The following is a 17,462-nucleotide window of genomic DNA, read 5'->3' on the forward strand; positions in this document are numbered from 1 at the left end:
TTTGGGGAGGTTCGGGGGTGGTGAGCGAAGAATCTGCGTTTGCATTTTGCACTGGCAGGCTCACATCAACGACGAATCGTACCAACGCGCTGCCTTACAATTTCTCCATGCCCCGCCAGACTTTCGCTGTCCTCCTTGCGGTATTCCTCTTTACCGCATCCAGTGCACCCCACGCCGCGGCCCAGTCCAAGCCGCTGCCCACCGCGTCACCCGCCGAACGCGCCGAAGCCCGCGACATCTTCAAGCAACTCATCGAAATCAACACCACCGACACTCCCAAGGGCAGCGTGACCGCCGCGACCAAGGCCATGCAGAAGCGTTTTCTGGATGCCGGATTCGCGTCGGAAGACGTGCACCTGCTCGGACCCAACGACAATAAGCAAAATCTAGTAGTCCGCATCCGGGCCGCTGCACCGACTACGCAAAAGCCCGTTCTGTTCCTCTGCCACATCGACGTTGTTGAAGCGCTGCCCTCCGACTGGCATACCGACCCGTTTCAGTTTGTGGAGAAAGACGGCTACTTCTACGGACGCGGCACACAGGATATGAAGGATTCCGATGCCGCGCTCGTCTTCACCTTTCTGCGCCTTCACAAAGAGGGCTACAAGCCGAAGCGCGACCTGATTCTTGCGCTCACCGCCGACGAAGAAGGCGGCAAATCCAACGGCGCCGACTGGCTGGTAAAAAACCATCGCGATCTGGTTGACGCAGCCTTCGTCATCAATCCTGATGCCGGCGGCGTCGAACTGGACCACGGTCGAGCGATCGTCGCGGACGTTGAGGCTACGGAAAAGGTCTATGCCGACTACCAAATAACCGCCAGCAATCGCGGTGGCCACAGCTCGTTACCTCGACCGGATAACGCCATCTACGAACTCACCACCGCGCTCAACAAACTGGCAGCATACAGCTTTCCGTTTGAGATGAACGAAGTCACGCGCGTCTATTTCGGCAACCTCGCCAAGCAGGAAACCGGCGAGATGGCAGGCAATATCCGCGCCATCCTGGCTACACCCGCCGATCTGGCTGCCGCCGCCCGTCTCAGCGCCGAACCGAGCTTCAACTCCAACTTCCGTACCACGTGCGTCGCCACCCGCCTTGCCGCCGGTCATGCTAACAACGCATTGCCGCAAACGGCGCAGGCAATCGTAAATTGCCGCATCTTTCCCGGCCACTCGCCTGAAGAGATTCGCCAACAGCTAATTTCGTTGTTCGGTGATTCCAAGCTCACCGTGAAGTACGTTTCTGACGCGGGCCAGGTCGCCGACACCGCGCCAGAGCGGAAAGCTATTGTTCCGCCCGCGCCGCTGAAGGAAGTTTTTGAACCGCTCACCCGTATTACCAATGAGATCTGGCCCGGAATTCCGGTCACGCCGGAGATGGAAGATGGTGCCAGCGACTCAATCTACTTTGCGCAAGCCGGCTATCCCTGCTACGGGTTCTCCGCCACCGCGCTGGAGCGGAATGACGTGCGCGCCCATGGCCAGGACGAGCGCCTTCCCGTTGACTCGTACTGGAAGGCACTCGATTTCTTTTACGCTTTCTCGAAAGCGCTCGGTGACGAATGATCCATCATCGGGCCGACATCACGCGCAACTGCTCTCCCGGCAAATTATGATGGAAATCCGTAAGCCACATTCGTCCAATGGAGTCGCCAGGATGGCGGGCAAGATCGAACTGATGCTGGGCCCCATGCGCAGCAATAAAACCGCGGAATTGTTGCGTCGTGCCGACATGCGCCGCCAGTATGCCAAGCAGTACGTCCTCGTCCTCAAGCCCAGCGACGACACCAAGGGCGGCCCCGGCCTCGTCGAAAGCCGCAATCCCAACGGCCACGCCAAAATGACAGCCCTTGAATTTTCATCGAGCGATCCATGGTCCGTGCTCAAGGCCATCGATGACCTAGAGCAACAGATCGGCAAGCGCGTCGAGTGCATTGCCATCGACGAGGGCCAATTCGTCTCCGACCTCTTCCTGTTCACGAAGAATCTCCTCGATGCCAATCACGACGTGCTAGTCGCGGGTCTCGATCTTGATTTCCGCGCCGTGCCGTTCGGCGAAATGCTCAACCTTTCCTGGCTTGTGAACGCATACGGCGGCAGCATCACCGAGTGCATGGCCTACTGCACATGCGGTGCCCGCGCGCTCTATTCACAGCGCCTTATCGATGGCAAACCCGCCCCTTATGACAGTCCCATCAAAATGCCGGGTGACGCCTACGAGCCCCGTTGCGCCGAACACTTCGTTCTGCCGGGACGCCCCCACTAGCCCGCAATCCTGTAATCTTGTTTCGCATCTCAGGAGCCCGCGAAGAGTGAGCCCAGCCCCTTTGAGTCCGCTCTATCGCAAGATTGCGTGGCGGCTCGTCCCGTTCCTCATGCTGCTTTACATGGTCGCGTTCCTCGACCGCGTCAACATCAGCTTTGCCGCTCTCACCATGAATCGCGATCTTGGCATTAGCGAGAGCGTTTATGGATTCGCGGCCGGCGTTTTCTTTCTTAGTTACTGCCTATTCGAAGTCCCCGCCAATCTCGTTCTCGCGCAGCTTGGAGCACGTCGCTGGCTCTCCATTCTCATGGTCATCTGGGGATTTGTTTCGATGGGCACTGCGTTCGTGCATACCGAGGCAGCCTATATCGGAGCTCGCTTCCTTTTGGGCATCGCGGAGTCCGGCTTCTATCCTGGAGTCATTTATTACTTCACGTTCTGGCTGCCGCGAGCCATGCGGACCAGGATGCTGGCGCTCTTTCTGCTCGCCGTCCCGCTTTGCAACTCAATCGGCTCGCCTATCTCCGCTCACATCCTGCTTCTCAACAAAGTTGCCAATATGCGCGGCTGGCAATGGCTCTTTCTACTAGAAGGCATGCCCGCCGTCATCCTCGGAATTGCCGCATGGTTCCTGCTCGCGGATGGCCCGTGGTCTGCGCGGTGGCTTTCTTCCGATGAGAAGGAACAGATAATCGACGATCTGCAGCGGGATGAAGTTCAACAGCCAGACTCCGGCAAACAAGGTCTCCACGTCGCGCGCGACTGCGTTATCTACTTCCTGTGGAGCAGCGGCAACTACGGACTCACATTCTGGTTGCCGAAGATCCTCACGGGTGTGGGTGCTTCCAACCTATCGACGGGCTGGTGGGCGACCGTGACCTTCGGCTTCGGCGCGCTGGCCATGCTCTGGGCCAGCCGCCGTCGTGGATTCCGTGCTCTGCCTTATCTTTTTATCGCTTCTTCTGCAGGATTCGTTGCCGTCGGTCTGGGTCACTCCGCGTTTGTGGCTGTCGCCGGCTTTAGTCTAGCAGCCATGGGAATTCTGGCTTCGTTGCCCATGTTCTGGAGCCTCGCCGCGAGTCGCCTCTCTGGCAAAGCTGCCGGAGCCGCCATCGCTCTCGTCAACTCCGTCGGTGCCGTTGGAGCCTTCGCCGGACCCTCTGCTATGGGATGGCTGCATGATGTGACCCACCATTACTCGGCTGGCCTTTGGGCCATCGCCGCAGCCATGGCCCTGGGCGGTGGCCTTGTCTACCGCGAATCCGCCAGATCAGCGTCGTGAAGCCCAGAATCCGCGGAATAGACAGCGCCTTGCCCTACTCATTGGCTGGTAAAATAAGAACTGCATGATCCTCCCGTTTGTCCGCGAAATATTTGCGGAACTGGAGCAGTCCTCCTCCTTTGATCGCGTGCGAAGGCACCTCTCGCTCGGTGCCGGTCGCAGACGTGTGTCTGGACTCACGAATACCGCCCGTTCCCTTTACCTTCCGCTTCTTGCGCGTGCCGCCAAGCAGCCCGTAATCGTTGTAGTCGCCGACAACAAGGCAGCCGAAGCGCTAGAACTCACATTGCGTGCCGGCTGCGAACTCACCGGAGCCATCGATCCCAGCCGCGTTGTGCGCCTTCCCGCCCACGACGTGCTTCCATTTGAAAATCTTTCTCCTCACCCGGACGTGCAGGAGCAGCGCGCTGCGGCATTGTTTAAGCTCGCCACGGGAGCCGTTTCCATTCTCATCGCTCCAGTTGAAGCCGCAGCCCTTCGCCTCTTCAATCGCGACTACTACGCCAGCCTCGCTGTAACGGTCCGTCGAACTGAGGAACTCGACGTCGAAGTCCTTACCGGACACCTCGCCAGCGTCGGCTACACGCAGATGGACCTGGTCGAAATGCCTGGCCAGTTCACCCGTCGCGGCGGCATCCTCGACGTCTACTCTCCCGAAGCCGATCGCCCCGTACGCATCGAGTTCTTCGGCGACGAGATCGATACCATCCGCAAATTTGATCCCGAAACGCAGCGCTCACAATCCGGCCTCGACGAAACACAGCTTCTTCCGCTGACAGAAACGCCCGTTACCGAGCATCTGCTCGCCGCCGTCCACGCGCGCCTCAGCAAGCAGCGCGTTCAGGTGACTGAAGACGATACCCCCGAAGATGAAGAGATGGAGATCGAAGCCGCAGCGGCAGGCGGCGTCAGCGTCTTTCCGGGATGGGAATTTTTCTCGTCGGTCGCCGGCGCCGAGCACCATCTGCTCAACCTGCTTCAACGCAGCGTGCTCTTCGTTGAAGAGCCCGCCATGGTGCGCAACCAGATCGACCGCTGGTGGAACAAAGTCGAACAGCGCCACGAGCGCTCGGGTATCGGCTCGCTCATCCGGCCCGAGGATATTTATCTTCGCCCAGAGGTGCTGCAGGCCCTGCTCGAATCGCACCCCGGTCTTGATCTGGATCAACTCGGCGCGATCGACATACTCGACGAAGACAACACCCTCGGCGAAATTGCGGTGAACTCGCGTCCCACGCTGCGCTTTCACGGCTCCATCCCCGCGCTCGTCGATCAACTTAAAAACCTGATGGCCGCTGAGCAGCGCATCGTTCTTGCAGCGCCTACGCAAGGCGACGTCGAGCGCACTGCCTCCATGTTGCGCGAGTACCAGGTCCCCTATCGTCTCGGCAGCCGGGTCGTTGCACACGGAGCCGAACTTGAAGAAGCCAGTTATCTCGCCGGAGACATGCGCGTGCCTGTCATCGTGCGCACACAGATCGCCTCCGGTGTCAGTTTCCCCGATGCCAACTTGGTCGTGTTCGGTGCCAACGATATGTCGGATGATGCCGACATTACCGCGCGCCCCGAGCCCAAGAAATCCAAGACTGCCGCGTTCCTATCCGACTTCCGCGACCTCGCCATTGGCGATTACGTCGTCCACGTCGAGCACGGCATCGCACAGTATCAAGGCCTGAAGGAAATTGTGCAGGACGGCCTCGCTGTCGAATTCATGATTCTTGAATTCGCCGAGCAGGCCAAACTCTACGTCCCGCTCACGCGCCTCGATCTGATTCAGAAATATCGTTCCACCGACACCGGCCCTGCACCAGTCCTGAACAAGCTGGGCTCGCAGCAATGGGTCAAGACCAAGGCCCGCGTGAAGAAAGCCATGCAGGACATGGCAGGCGAGCTCCTGAAGCTGTACGCGCAGCGCCACACCGCGCAGGGCACGTCCTTCTCACCCGACAATGATTTCCAGCGCGAGTTTGAAGACTCCTTCGACTATCGCGAAACCGATGATCAGCTCACCGCAATTTCCGCCGTCAAGCAGGACATGGAATCCACCACGCCGATGGACCGCCTGCTCTGCGGCGACGTGGGCTACGGCAAAACTGAAGTCGCCATGCGCGCCGCCTTCAAAGCTGTGCAAGATGGCAAGCAGGTAGCGGTCCTCACGCCCACCACCGTCCTCGCCTTCCAGCACTTCGAGACCTTCAAGAAGCGTTTCTCGCAATTCCCCATCACCGTCGAAATGATCTCGCGCTTCCGCACGCCGAAAGAGCAGAAGGTCATCCTTGAAAAGGTTGAGACCGGTAAAGTTGACATCCTCATCGGTACTCACCGCATTCTGTCGAAAGACATCAAGTTTCAGGATCTCGGCCTTCTTGTCGTCGATGAAGAACAGCGCTTCGGCGTGCGCCACAAGGAGCGATTAAAGCAACTTCGCAAAGAGATCGACGTACTCGCGATGTCCGCGACGCCCATTCCCCGCACGCTCCACATGTCACTCGTTGGCCTGCGCGATATGTCGGTGATCGAGACGCCGCCCAAAGACCGCATGGCGATCCAGACAGTCGTAGCCAAGTTTGATGAGAAAATCGTTCGCTCGGCAATCGAGGTCGAACTCGAGCGTGGTGGCCAGATCTATTTCGTGCACAATCGCGTCGAGACGATCTACGAGATCGCCTCGCGTATTCAGGAACTCGTTCCCGGTGCGCGTGTCGTTGTCGGCCACGGACAGATGGGCGAGAAAGACCTAGAAGCCGTGATGCTGGCTTTCATGCATCACGAGTTCGATGTGTTGGTCGCCACCACCATCATCGAAAACGGCCTCGACATTCCGCTCGCCAATACGATCATCATTAACCGTGCCGATCGCCACGGGCTCAGCGAGCTTTACCAACTTCGGGGCCGCGTAGGCCGATCCAATCGCCGCGCCTATGCCTATCTGCTGATTCCGCCTGAGCGCGAACTCACTGAAATCGCCCGCCGCCGTCTCGCCGCGCTCAAGGAGTTCTCAGACCTCGGCGCAGGTTTCAAAATCGCCGCACTCGATCTTGAACTGCGTGGGGCAGGAAACATGCTCGGCGGGGAGCAGAGCGGCCACATCGAGGCAGTCGGCTTCGAGCTATACACGTCAATGCTTGAGGCAGCCGTCAAAGAACTCAAAGGCGAAGGCGGCGAGGAACGTCCCAGCACTCAGCTCAATCTCGGCATCGCGCTGCGTATCGACGAAAGTTATATGGCCGAAGAAAACCAGCGTCTGCGCCTGTACAAGAAAATCGCCGGGGGCGAAAATGAGAAAGCGATCGCAGACCTCCGCGCCGAGATGGAAGACCGCTACGGCGCATTGCCCGACGCCACTGTTTACCTGCTCGAAGCCGCAACGCTGCGCCTCGAATGCGAACGTCTGGGCGTCGCGCAAATCGATCGCAAACGCACCGAACTTCAAATCCGCTTCACGGATAAGGCCGCGATCGATCCGCAGCAACTTATGCGGCTGGTGGCCCGAAACGCCAAGCGCGGTGCGCAATTCACCCCCCAGGGGCTGCTCAAGTTTCCGCTAGGCGCCACACGCCCCGACGATGTTCTACTGGAGATCCGCGACTTGCTGGCCAAACTCGCTCCCGAAGCTGTTACCGCTTAAATCATTTTCAGAACAAGAGGCCTTGTGAGAAAAACCGCTGCGCTACTTGCCTTTGGAGCCTGTATGTCCTTCACAATAGCGGCCCATTCCGAATCGCCGACAGAGCAGTTTCAGAAGGTATCGGACGAATACTTCGATCAGGTCTACTTCCCGCACCAGCCTACGTCGGGAACCGTCGCTGGTTACCACCAGTACGATACAAAGCTGGAAGACTTTTCACGTGCCAGCGTCGACGCTGAAGTTTTCGCACTGAACAATTTTGAGCAGCGTGTCTCGGCTATTCCCGCTGCTTCGCTCGATCAGGGCACACGCGGTGATCGCGCGATGGTTCTTGGCGGAATTCACTCCCGCCTCCTTACACTGCGAACGATCCGTCCGTGGGCCAAGAACGCGGATGAATACTCCGGCACCTGCGCCAACGCCGCATTCACTCTTATGGAGCGCAAGTTCGCACCCGCCGACGATCGCCTTCGTTCCCTCATTGCTCGCGAAAAGCAAATGCCCGCTCTCATTGCCCAGGCGCATGTAAACCTCCAGAATCCCCCGCGCATCTTCACTGAAATCGCTATCGAACAGGTCCCGGGTATCATTCGCTTTTTCCAAAACGATGTTCCCGCCGCCTTCAAAGATGCCAGCGATCCAGCGCTGAAATCCGAATTTGCGCAAACTAACGCCGCCGTCATCGCCGCGTTGAACAACTACCTCGCGTGGCTCAAGACCGACCTGCTGCCTCGCTCCAACGGCGACTTCCGCATTGGCGCGGATACTTTTTCAAAGAAGCTCCAGTACGACGAGATGGTCGACCTGCCGCTACCCAGGCTGCTCGAAATCGGCTATGCCGACCTGCATAAAAACCAGCAGCATTTCGCCGAAGTCGCTAAAGAACTAGAGCCCGGCAAGACTCCGCGCGAAGTCCTCGAAGAGCTCGGTAGCCAGCATCCAGCGCCTGACCAACTCATTCCGGCCTTCACCGCGACCTTTACCAGCCTTCTCGATTTCATTCGCTCGCATCATATCGTTACTATTCCGTCCGAAGTGCGCCCGGTTGTTGAAGAGACCCCGCCATTCATGCGCGCCACAACCCAAGCAAGCATGGACTCGCCCGGTCCGTACGAAACCCGCGCGACTACGTCCTACTTCAACGTCACGCTGCCCGATCCTTCCATGACACCCCCACAGATTGAGGGATATATGCACTCCTTCAACGTTGGTACCGTTATCTCCACGTCGGTTCACGAAGCCTATCCCGGTCACTACGTGCAATACCTCTACTCGCTCAAGGCGCCCAGCCGCGTGCGCAAAATCCTCAGCGCCACCACCAACGTCGAAGGCTGGGCCCATTACACCGAGCAGATGATGCTCGATAACGGCTATGGGCAACCCGGCGAGGGTGCAAAAGACGCGCGTGAGTCGAAGTTCTTCCGCCTCGGCCAACTCCAGGACGCTCTCCTGCGCAACGCCCGCTTTATCGTCGGCATCCAAATGCACACCGGGAATATGACCTACGACCAGGCGGTCGAATTCTTTCAGAAAGAAGGCTATCAACCCAAAGAGACCGCGGAAGTGGAAGCTAAGCGCGGCGCCGGCGATCCCACCTATCTCTATTACACCCTTGGCAAGCTTGAAATTATGAAGTTACGCTCAGACCTGATCAACAAGCAGGGCAAATCTTTTTCGTTACAGAACTTTCACGATGAATTTCTCAGTCAGGGATTTCCGCCCATCAAAATCGTGCGTGAAGCGTTGCTGGGCGACGACTCTCCCGCTCTTTAAAACGACAAGCAAATTTTCATCGAAGACATATTCCCGGTTGCATATCTTCCAGTGAAGGAACAGTTGATGACAGCGCAAGTACGCAAAGTAGTTTTCCCCGCCGGCGGTTTGGGCACGCGTTTTCTCCCTGCAACCAAAGTCATTCCCAAAGAAATGTTGGCCCTCGTTGACAAGCCCATCATCCAGTACGGAGTGGAAGAGGCCGTCGCATCCGGCATCGAACACATCATCATCGTCACCGGCCGCGGCAAGGGCGCCATGGAAGACCACTTCGACCATAGCTTCGAACTCGATGCAACCCTCGAACGCCGTGGCAAAAAAGAGTTGCTAGCAGTCTCACGCGGAGTTTCGGCACTTGCTCAAGTCAGCTACGTGCGCCAGCGTGAGCCGCTCGGCCTGGGACATGCTGTTCTCTGCGCCAAGGAACTTGTCGGCAATGAGCCTTTCGCCGTCATCCTTCCCGACGACGTCATCGATGCCGAGGTGCCCTGCCTCAAACAAATGATCGATGTCTTCAATGAGCACGGCGGATCTGTTCTCGCAACCCAAACCGTTGAAGGCCCGGCGATATCGGCTTACGGTGTGCTCGCCGGCTCGCCGGATTCAAACGACCCGCGTATATATAACTGCACCGGTATGGTGGAGAAGCCCAAACTCGAAGATGCGCCCTCAAAACAGGCGATCATCGGCCGCTATGTCCTAACCCCACGCATCTTTGAATTGCTAGAGCAGACCACGCCGGGTGCTGGAGGCGAAATTCAGCTCACCGACGGAATCAAAGCTCTGCTCAAAGAGCAAAAGGTCTTCGGCTACACGTTTGAAGGCAAGCGTTTCGACGCCGGCGATAAATTCGGCATGTTGCAGGCCACGGTCGAGTTCGCTCTCAAACGCCCGGAGTTCGGCGAGAAGTTCCGCGCCTACCTCAAGAGTCTGCCTCTCTAATCTCTGCATGTATGGGAATCTGGGTGCCCATCCTTTCGCGCTCTTTGCGAAAGGATGGGAAACTGCAAATGTTAGCTGGCCTTCTCCAACTCCTCTAACGAGCCGCGAAGCGGCTGCTCACGCCGCCAACTCCGCTACACCTTCCACTTAATATTGCATCCGATCGACGCTTTCTGATTCGCGCCGGGCTTTTCGCCGCGCAGCACAGCGTCTACAGCGGCGCGCAGATCCTCACCCGTAACGGGAACTCCATTGCCCGGACGGCTGCCATCGAACTGTCCTCGGTATACCAGCTTGAAATCCTTGTCGAAGAGATAAATGTCAGGCGTGCACGCTGCCTTGTAAGCCCGCGCAACTTCCTGCGACTCATCGTAGAGGTAAGGAAATCTGAATCCCATTGCTTCTGCCTGCCGCTTCAGCCCCGCCGGATTATCATCGGGATAGTTATCAGCATCATTACTGCTGATCGCCACGATACCGAGTTTTCCTGCATAGTCCGCCCCTAAATGCGCTAACCCTTTCTCCACGTGCTTAACGTAAGGGCAGTGCGTGCAGATGAACATCAACAGCAATCCCTTTTGCCCACGGAAATCATCGCGGCGTACCGTCTTGCCTGTCACTACATCCGGTAACACAAAATCCGGCGCAACTGTTCCTAACTCCAGCATCGTCGACTCAGTCAAAGCCATCGAATTACTCCAGAAATTCCATCAATACAGAACCCGCTAACTGCTAACTCTACCTAGTTACCGAAGCTAACTCGCTAAACTTGCAAACTAAAACTGCTAACCTCCGCCAACCTCTCTGAGCTAGAACAGCCCCGGCTGCCGGCGTGGCATATCCACACCGAAGTGCTCATATGCCAAACGCGTCGCGACTCTGCCTCGAGGCGTCCGGTCCAGAAACCCGATCTGAATCAAGAACGGCTCGTAAACTTCTTCGAGCGCGTCTTCTTCTTCGGCCAGCGTCGCGGCCAGCGTGCCCAGGCCCACGGGTCCGCCATCGTACTTCTGCATGATCGTGAGCATCAGCCGGCGATCAATCTCATCGAATCCGTGAGCATCCACTTCCAGCAGCGTGAGAGCGGAATTGGCAGTCGGCCTGTCTATCGATCCTGTCCCACGCACCTGCGCAAAATCCCGCACGCGCCGCAACAACCTGTTCGCGATACGCGGCGTTCCACGCGAGCGCAACGCAATCTCCGCCGCGCCATCAGTATCGATAGGAACACCCATTACCTCGGCTGATCGCTCCACAATCACCCGCAGCTCATCCTCCGTATAGAACTCCAGCCGCAGAAGAATCCCGAATCGCGATCGCAGCGGCGAGCTCAACAGCCCCGGTCGTGTCGTTGCCCCCACAAAAGTAAATGGCCTCAGCTCCATCACGTGCGTGCGCGCCGCCGGCCCCTGCCCAATGATGATGTCAAGCTTGTAATCCTCAAGAGCTGTGTACAGTTTTTCTTCAAGTACGGGCTGCATCCGGTGAATTTCATCAAGAAACAACACCTGCCGCTCGCGCAGGTTCGTCAGGATCGCTGTCAAGTCTCCCTGTATCTGCAATGCCGGCCCCGATGTCTGCTGGAAACCCACGTCTAGTTCGTTGGCGATGATCGTGGCCAGAGTCGTCTTGCCCAACCCCGGTGGCCCGAATAGCAGCACATGATCCAGCGCCTCTCCTCGAGACTTGGCTGCTTCCAGCGCAATCGCCAACTGCTCCTTGGCTTTGGACTGGCCGATAAACTCCTTCAGCCAACGCGGGCGCAGCTTCAGCTCAAATCCCTGTTCTTCTTCAGCGCGTGAGGCGCTTACCAGCCGTTCCGGAGGGGTCCCCAGGAACTGGTCTTTGTTTTCGGGGTGGTCAGGAGAGTTGTCGCGCGTAATCGCCATCGTGCCTGCAGTGTAGCCGTTGCAGCTGGGTTGGACAAAACGTCCCCGCTAAGGTATCTCCACTTCTCCAAGGCGATTGGCTCCGCTCTGATCTCTACTGCTCAATCGGTCTCCAACCCCCGCAGTTTCGCAAGTTACGCGCGTAACAATCCAGGCTCTCTTAGCCAAGATTGTTATTGATTCGATAGATTAACCTGCCGTATTCTTGGGCCACCTCTCAAGAGGAGACAGGTGTGTTGACCGGGTTCCGACCGCGGCGGCTTGTCCATCGCTAACCGGGCAATCTCAGAGTTTCTCACTGAATGCGCGGCCTTGATAAGCGTGCTAACAGCCAGTAACTCGGGAACTAAATGGCAGGAAAGGATTTGACCTGCCGTCAAAAGCTTTTGGTGCTGCCCAAAATCTAGCGGCAGCCAGGCGGAGACGCCAGGAGACGTATTATGCGTGATCGTTCATTGTTCGGTGCCTTGTTGTTGCTTGCTGCTGTTGTTCCCCTTACGAGCTGCTCGACTGATCCCGGGCTAACATCCATCACGCTTACTCCAAACGGGTATTCTGCGTTACTCGGACCTTGTGGTACCCAGCAGGTGGTGGCAAATTTCACCGCCATGGGGTCATACACACGGCCCGGGCACGCGACAGTCACCAAGGACATTACGGATTCGGTAACTTGGTATTCCTATGACACCCAGTTAGTGACCATGAGTCCAACGGGGGTGATGTCAGTCGTTACCTGCGCGAATCCGGGAAGCACATTTCAAGCCAGCACCATCATTTCTGCCAGCGCACAAGGCTTTCACGGGTTGATCAGCCAGACGGCAACCGTCAGTTTGGTTGAGCCGCCGGTCACGCCCGCGGTTGTTTCGCTCTCCATCGTGAAGACCTCCGGCACCATCGGTTCGGCTCAGTATGTCGCGGTTGGAAAGACGGCAGACGGCACGCTCGTCCCCGTGGCGAATCACGTGACTTGGACTACCGACAACCCACAGGCAGTCAGGATGAGCGGAACAGGCTTCGCCCGTGCAATCGCCGCTGGTCATGCGACCGTTACTGCTACCTACGCCAATCCCGATGGAACCACCGCAACAGGTTCCGCGGAGTTCGGCTCACTTACAACAAACTAGATTCAGAATCTTCAACGCTCATCAGGCCACCCTCCGAGGGTGGCCTGATGCGTTTCAGGCCCTGACCAATCTCAACATTTAAACTGGGTGAGTCCATTCGTCGCCTTGATGACTCATCGATTCGCCCGCCTTCGCCGCTTCCACTTCAACTTCCCGCAACGCATCGCGGCGGCATTTCTCGCTCTCTTTCTGATGCAGGGTCTTTGGATCACCGCTCATCAGACCCTCTCCGACCGCGACTATCAGTACGCGCGCTGTGGCCGTGAAACATGGGAGAAGCCCTCGCCTCTCGCCGGCTACTACACCACCTGCGGCAATATTCACGACGGCATCCTCGCTTACCGCGTCGCCGGACTGCCTCTGACCATCAATCTCCTCGTCCAGCGCGGCCTCGATCACTTCCGCAAATCGGAAGACCGGGTCGTCCAGGCCTCGACTGGGCAGAGCACCGCCGAATTGAGCATCTGGGAACTCCGCCATCAGATGACCCATGTGCTCCTGCTCCTGCGCCTACCGTTTCTTTTTTGTGGGTGCGTTCTTGGCGCTGGTCTCTGGTGGGTCACGAGACGCCTCTACGGCAATTTGGGCGGTTACGTCGCACTGTCTCTCTACTGCTTTTCTCCGCCGATTCTGAGGGCCTGCGTATCTCCAAGCCCCGATATCATCGCCGCGCTTGGCGTCTACGGTGGAATCTACACGTGCATCGGCGTAGCCCATGCCATGCAGGGTCCGCGTCGCAAATGGCGCCCGCGCATCATTCTGCTCATTATCGTGTTCGCCCTCGCTGCCGCGGCCCACATTGCCGCACTGCCTGCTGCCGCATTCATGGGTTTCGTGCTCATGCTCTGGATCGCGGAAGGTCGCCGAAGCCAGATCCTTCCTGTGATCCTTCTCGCATCCGGAGGCGCACTCCTGCTTGTCTTCGCCTGTTACGGATTCTCGCCAGACGCATTCAGCTACATGTTCCGTTCCGCTGCGGGATTTCTCTCCGTCTCATTCGACCCAGCGCGCCGCTTTTTCACCACGTTTTCTAACGTCGGAGTGATTGTTGCTGCTGCCGCTGCTGGAGTCCTGTATCTGCTTGTGCGTCGCTCGCGCTACTTCGGCAACACCGCACCACTCCTCTGCTTTCTCGTTCTGGTCGTGCTGGTGGCGACAGGAGTGCAGGCCACACCCTGGCTCTGGGCGCTACCATTTCTTCTCACGTTCGTTGGCGGAGCCTTTGCAGACGCCTTCGAGTCTGAGCGTGGCAAGCCCTTCCTCATCGCCGCGGCGTCGCTCGTTGGCCTCCAGATTGTCGTCTGCGTCTATACGCTGCGGAGCCTGATTTAGCTGTCTACATCGCGCCAGGCACTAATTCATGCCTCTCTTTTTTCACGCCTGCATGCTGCTCTGACCGCCACCGATTTCCGGGCTAAAATCGTAGGTTTTTGGATTGCATTTAACTTCATTTAGTATCACATCGGCGGAGCACCCAAGAAATGCTGTAACTATCACTAGCATAATCACTTAAATCATGCTCTTTGACTTGCTGAAAACCCTTTCCAGAGCGTAAGATGATCTTGTAGCCCGCGAGATTCCCGGCCCCGCATTTTTGGTGTCTTTTTGCCGCCTCTCCGACGGGTGAAAACCTCTATGCCCGACGACCAGAACCCCCAGCTCCCCCTCGATGGCGGTACACCACCCCGCGAAGGCAGTCTCATCTCCATCAATATCGAAGAGGAGATGCGCCGCTCGTATCTCGACTACTCGATGTCGGTCATCATCGGGCGCGCACTCCCTGACGCTCGTGACGGCCTGAAGCCCGTCCATCGCCGCGTGCTCTATGCCATGAGCGAAATGGGCCTCGAATACAACAAGAAGTACACCAAGTGCGCAAAGGTTGTCGGACAAGCCATGGGCGTCTATCACCCCCACGGTGACTCCGCCATCTACGACACGCTGGTCCGCATGGCGCAACCCTTCTCGCTGCGTTACCCGCTCGTTGATGGTCAGGGCAACTTTGGATCCGTAGATGGCGATCCGCCCGCGGCAATGCGTTACACCGAGTGCCGCATGCAACGGCTCGCTGGCGAGTTGCTCGCCGACATCGACATGGAGACCGTCGACTTCGTCCCCAATTACGACGAGTCCACGCTCGAGCCCACGGTTCTGCCTACGCGCATTCCGAATCTCATCGTCAACGGCTCCAGCGGAATCGCCGTCGGCATGGCCACCAACATTCCGCCGCACAACCTCACCGAAGTCGTGAACGCAACCATCGAGCTGGTCAAAAATCCCAAGGCTGGACTGATCGAAATTCTCCAGCACGTGCAAGGCCCTGATTTTCCCACCGGCGGATTCCTCTACGGCAAGAGCGGCATCGTCAACGCCTATAAAACCGGTCGCGGCCGCTTCATGATGCGCGCCAAGGTGGCCACTGAAAATCTGACCAAGGAAAAACTGGCGATCATCGTCACTGAGATCCCCTACCAGGTCAACAAGTCCAAGCTCATCGAACGTATCGCCGAACTCGTTACCGAAAAAATCGTCGACGATATCAGCGACGTTCGCGACGAAAGCGATCGCGACGGCATGCGCATCGTAATCGAGCTCAAACGCGGCGCCCAGCCTGAGATCGTGCTGAACCAGCTCTACAAGCACACCCAGATGCAGGAGAGCTTCTCAATGATCTTCCTGGCCGTGCTCAACGGCCAGCCCAAAGAGTTCCCGCTCGACGAGGCCATCCGCGCCTTCATTAATCACCGCATCGACGTGGTGCAGCGCCGCACCGTTTATCTGCTGCGCAAAGCGAAGGAATTCGAGCACATTCGCGAAGGCTTCAAGATTGCAATCGATAATCTTGACACTGTAATCAGGATCATTCGTGCATCAGCTTCACGCGCGGATGCTCGTGAAAATCTATATGCCTGGGGCAAGGGAACCGAGATTATTATCAACCTTGGCCGCGAGCGTCTGGCCAGCGAAGAGCGCGGCCTTTCGCTGAAGCAGGTCGATGCCATACTCGAATTACAGCTCTATCGCCTCACCCAGCTTTCGGTTGATGAAATCCTCAAAGAACTTAACGAGATCCGCGAAAAGATCGCTGAGTACGAATCAATTCTCGCCAGCGACAAGAAACTGCGCAATGTCATCATCAAGGAACTTGAGAAAGTTCGCGACCAGTACGGCGACGCCCGCCGCACCCAGATCGTCGACGAGTCCGCCGAGCTTCAATTAGAAGACCTCATCGCCGATGAACAAGTTGCCGTAACCGTCAGCCACCAGGGCTATCTCAAGCGCACACCCATCTCCATCTACCGTCAGCAGCGTCGCGGTGGCACTGGTCGCACCGGCATGAAGACGCGCGAAGAAGACTTCGTTTCGCAACTCATCATTGACTCCACCCATGCCTATCTGCTCTGCTTCACCAACACCGGTCGAGTCTACTGGATCAAGGTCTATGAAGTTCCAGACGTGGGCGCAGCAGGCAAGGGCAAGAGCATGCAGAGCCTCCTCAACCTGCAGCCCGGCGAAAACGTTCGCGCCATCCTGCCCGTTCGCGATCTTGAAGAAGAAGGGAAGTTCATCTTCTTCGCAACGCGTCAGGGCACAGTGAAGAAGACGCCGCTAAAAGACTTCTCAAACGTCATGTCTCGCGGCATCATCGCCATCGCCATCGAAAAAGATGACGATCTGATTTCCGCAGGTCTCACCAATGGCAAGCAGACTATCTTCCTCGGCACACGCGACGGAATGGCCATTCGATTCGACGAGGAATACGATCCCGAACGTAACGGCATTGGTCTACGGCCCATGGGGCGCAATGCGGCGGGCAATCGCGGAATCTCCCTGAAGAAGGGCGACTACGTCATTGGCGCAGCCATCACCGATTCCGACGCCACACGCGATAAAGAACGCGACGAGTGCGCCGTAAAGCTGAACCTGACCAAGAAACTCACCGAACTGCGTAGCAATCTGGAAAAAGCAAAAGAACAACTGCAGAAATCCAGAGAGGAACTACGCGCCGCTCCGAAGGAAACTGAATCACTCACCGCAGCGGTCAAGACCTCAGAAAAACGCCGCGACGACGCCGAGAAAGCGCTCAAAGAATTCGACGACAAGTTGGGTGTCAGCAAATCGCTGATTCTCACCGTGACGGAAAATGGATTCGGCAAGCGCACTGACGTTGACGAATACCGTCTGACTGCTCGTGGCGCGCAGGGTGTGAACAACCTCAAAGCCACGCCCAAGGTAGGCAAGAGCGCGTCCATCCTGCTGGTCAACGAAACCTCGGAACTCGTCGTCATCAGTCAGTGGGGCAAGATCATCCGCATCGACACTAAGACCGTTCGCGCCGCTGGCCGCGCTACCCAAGGTGTTCGCCTTCTTAACCTCGAAGAAGACGACAAGGTAGCCGCAGCCGTCATCATCCCCCCCGACGAAGTGAACGGCAAGGAAGACGAACAAGGCACATTAATTCAATAAAACGGTCCGGCACTTTTTCAACCGTAAGAAGGGGCGCGAAACCGGCGCCCCTTTTTTCATTTGTGGCAAAGCGCCATTTAGAAGTCGGC

The 17,462-nt window shown here is 57.5% G+C and carries 11 protein-coding genes; 9 read left to right on the plus strand and 2 right to left on the minus strand.

The features are described from left to right. The first annotated feature begins 20 nt into the window (after positions 1–20). From P8935_RS10055 to galU, 6 genes are all read left to right on the plus strand, one after another. Positions 21–1,568: a M20/M25/M40 family metallo-hydrolase gene (locus P8935_RS10055; RefSeq protein WP_348264861.1), complete on the plus strand. Its 1,548-nt coding sequence runs from the start codon at positions 21–23 to the stop codon at positions 1,566–1,568. Positions 1,569–1,659: 91 nt separating this feature from the next. Further along, positions 1,660–2,268, plus strand: coding sequence for a hypothetical protein (locus tag P8935_RS10060; RefSeq protein WP_348264862.1), 609 nt, complete (start codon positions 1,660–1,662; stop codon positions 2,266–2,268). 46 nt (positions 2,269–2,314) lie between these two features. Beyond that, positions 2,315–3,550, plus strand: a complete 1,236-nt coding sequence (locus P8935_RS10065; protein ID WP_348264863.1) for an MFS transporter — start codon at positions 2,315–2,317, stop codon at positions 3,548–3,550. Positions 3,551–3,614: 64 nt separating this feature from the next. After that, positions 3,615–7,178, plus strand: a complete 3,564-nt coding sequence (mfd, locus tag P8935_RS10070) for a transcription-repair coupling factor (protein WP_348264864.1) — start codon at positions 3,615–3,617, stop codon at positions 7,176–7,178. Positions 7,179–7,241: 63 nt separating this feature from the next. Further along, a complete protein-coding gene (locus P8935_RS10075; protein WP_348264865.1) occupies positions 7,242–8,951 on the plus strand; it encodes a DUF885 domain-containing protein in 1,710 nt (569 codons plus the stop codon). Positions 8,952–9,017: 66 nt separating this feature from the next. Then, positions 9,018–9,893 carry a UTP--glucose-1-phosphate uridylyltransferase GalU gene (gene galU, locus P8935_RS10080; RefSeq protein ID WP_348264866.1) on the plus strand — a complete coding sequence of 292 codons (876 nt, stop codon included), beginning with the start codon at positions 9,018–9,020 and terminating at the stop codon, positions 9,891–9,893. 134 nt (positions 9,894–10,027) lie between these two features. Here galU and P8935_RS10085 read toward each other — a convergent pair whose 3' ends face one another. Together P8935_RS10085 and ruvB are read right to left on the minus strand one after the other, a co-directional pair. Then, positions 10,028–10,582 (minus strand): thioredoxin family protein, encoded by a 555-nt coding sequence (locus tag P8935_RS10085; protein WP_348264867.1) that lies wholly within the window; start codon positions 10,580–10,582, stop codon positions 10,028–10,030. A 120-nt stretch (positions 10,583–10,702) separates the two neighbouring features. Next, the gene (gene ruvB, locus P8935_RS10090; protein WP_348264868.1) at positions 10,703–11,782 is read right to left on the minus strand and encodes a Holliday junction branch migration DNA helicase RuvB; all 1,080 of its coding nucleotides are present in this window, start codon (positions 11,780–11,782) and stop codon (positions 10,703–10,705) included. A gap of 440 nt (positions 11,783–12,222) precedes the next feature. Between ruvB and P8935_RS10095 the strand changes: the two genes are divergently transcribed. From P8935_RS10095 to gyrA, 3 genes are all read left to right on the plus strand, one after another. After that, positions 12,223–12,906 (plus strand): hypothetical protein, encoded by a 684-nt coding sequence (locus P8935_RS10095; RefSeq protein ID WP_348264869.1) that lies wholly within the window; start codon positions 12,223–12,225, stop codon positions 12,904–12,906. Between the two features lie 108 nt (positions 12,907–13,014). Then, positions 13,015–14,238, plus strand: coding sequence for a hypothetical protein (locus tag P8935_RS10100; protein ID WP_348264870.1), 1,224 nt, complete (start codon positions 13,015–13,017; stop codon positions 14,236–14,238). 303 nt (positions 14,239–14,541) lie between these two features. Beyond that, the gene (gene gyrA / locus P8935_RS10105; protein ID WP_348264871.1) at positions 14,542–17,373 is read left to right on the plus strand and encodes a DNA gyrase subunit A; all 2,832 of its coding nucleotides are present in this window, start codon (positions 14,542–14,544) and stop codon (positions 17,371–17,373) included. Positions 17,374–17,462 lie beyond the last annotated feature (89 nt).

Source organism: Telmatobacter sp. DSM 110680, from assembly GCF_039994875.1.
Taxonomy (GTDB): domain Bacteria; phylum Acidobacteriota; class Terriglobia; order Terriglobales; family Acidobacteriaceae; genus Telmatobacter.

Bases quoted from the DNA above. Each gene is read 5' to 3' on its own strand.
- P8935_RS10060 (WP_348264862.1), top strand. From the start codon at position 1,660: ATGGCGGGCAAGATCGAACTGATGCTGGGCCCCATGCGCAGCAATAAA.
- mfd (WP_348264864.1), top strand. From the start codon at position 3,615: ATGATCCTCCCGTTTGTCCGCGAAATATTTGCGGAACTGGAGCAGTCC.
- P8935_RS10075 (WP_348264865.1), top strand. From the start codon at position 7,242: ATGTCCTTCACAATAGCGGCCCATTCCGAATCGCCGACAGAGCAGTTT.
- galU (WP_348264866.1), top strand. From the start codon at position 9,018: ATGACAGCGCAAGTACGCAAAGTAGTTTTCCCCGCCGGCGGTTTGGGC.
- P8935_RS10085 (WP_348264867.1), bottom strand. From the start codon at position 10,582: ATGGCTTTGACTGAGTCGACGATGCTGGAGTTAGGAACAGTTGCGCCG.
- ruvB (WP_348264868.1), bottom strand. From the start codon at position 11,782: ATGGCGATTACGCGCGACAACTCTCCTGACCACCCCGAAAACAAAGAC.
- P8935_RS10095 (WP_348264869.1), top strand. From the start codon at position 12,223: ATGCGTGATCGTTCATTGTTCGGTGCCTTGTTGTTGCTTGCTGCTGTT.
- P8935_RS10100 (WP_348264870.1), top strand. From the start codon at position 13,015: ATGACTCATCGATTCGCCCGCCTTCGCCGCTTCCACTTCAACTTCCCG.
- gyrA (WP_348264871.1), top strand. From the start codon at position 14,542: ATGCCCGACGACCAGAACCCCCAGCTCCCCCTCGATGGCGGTACACCA.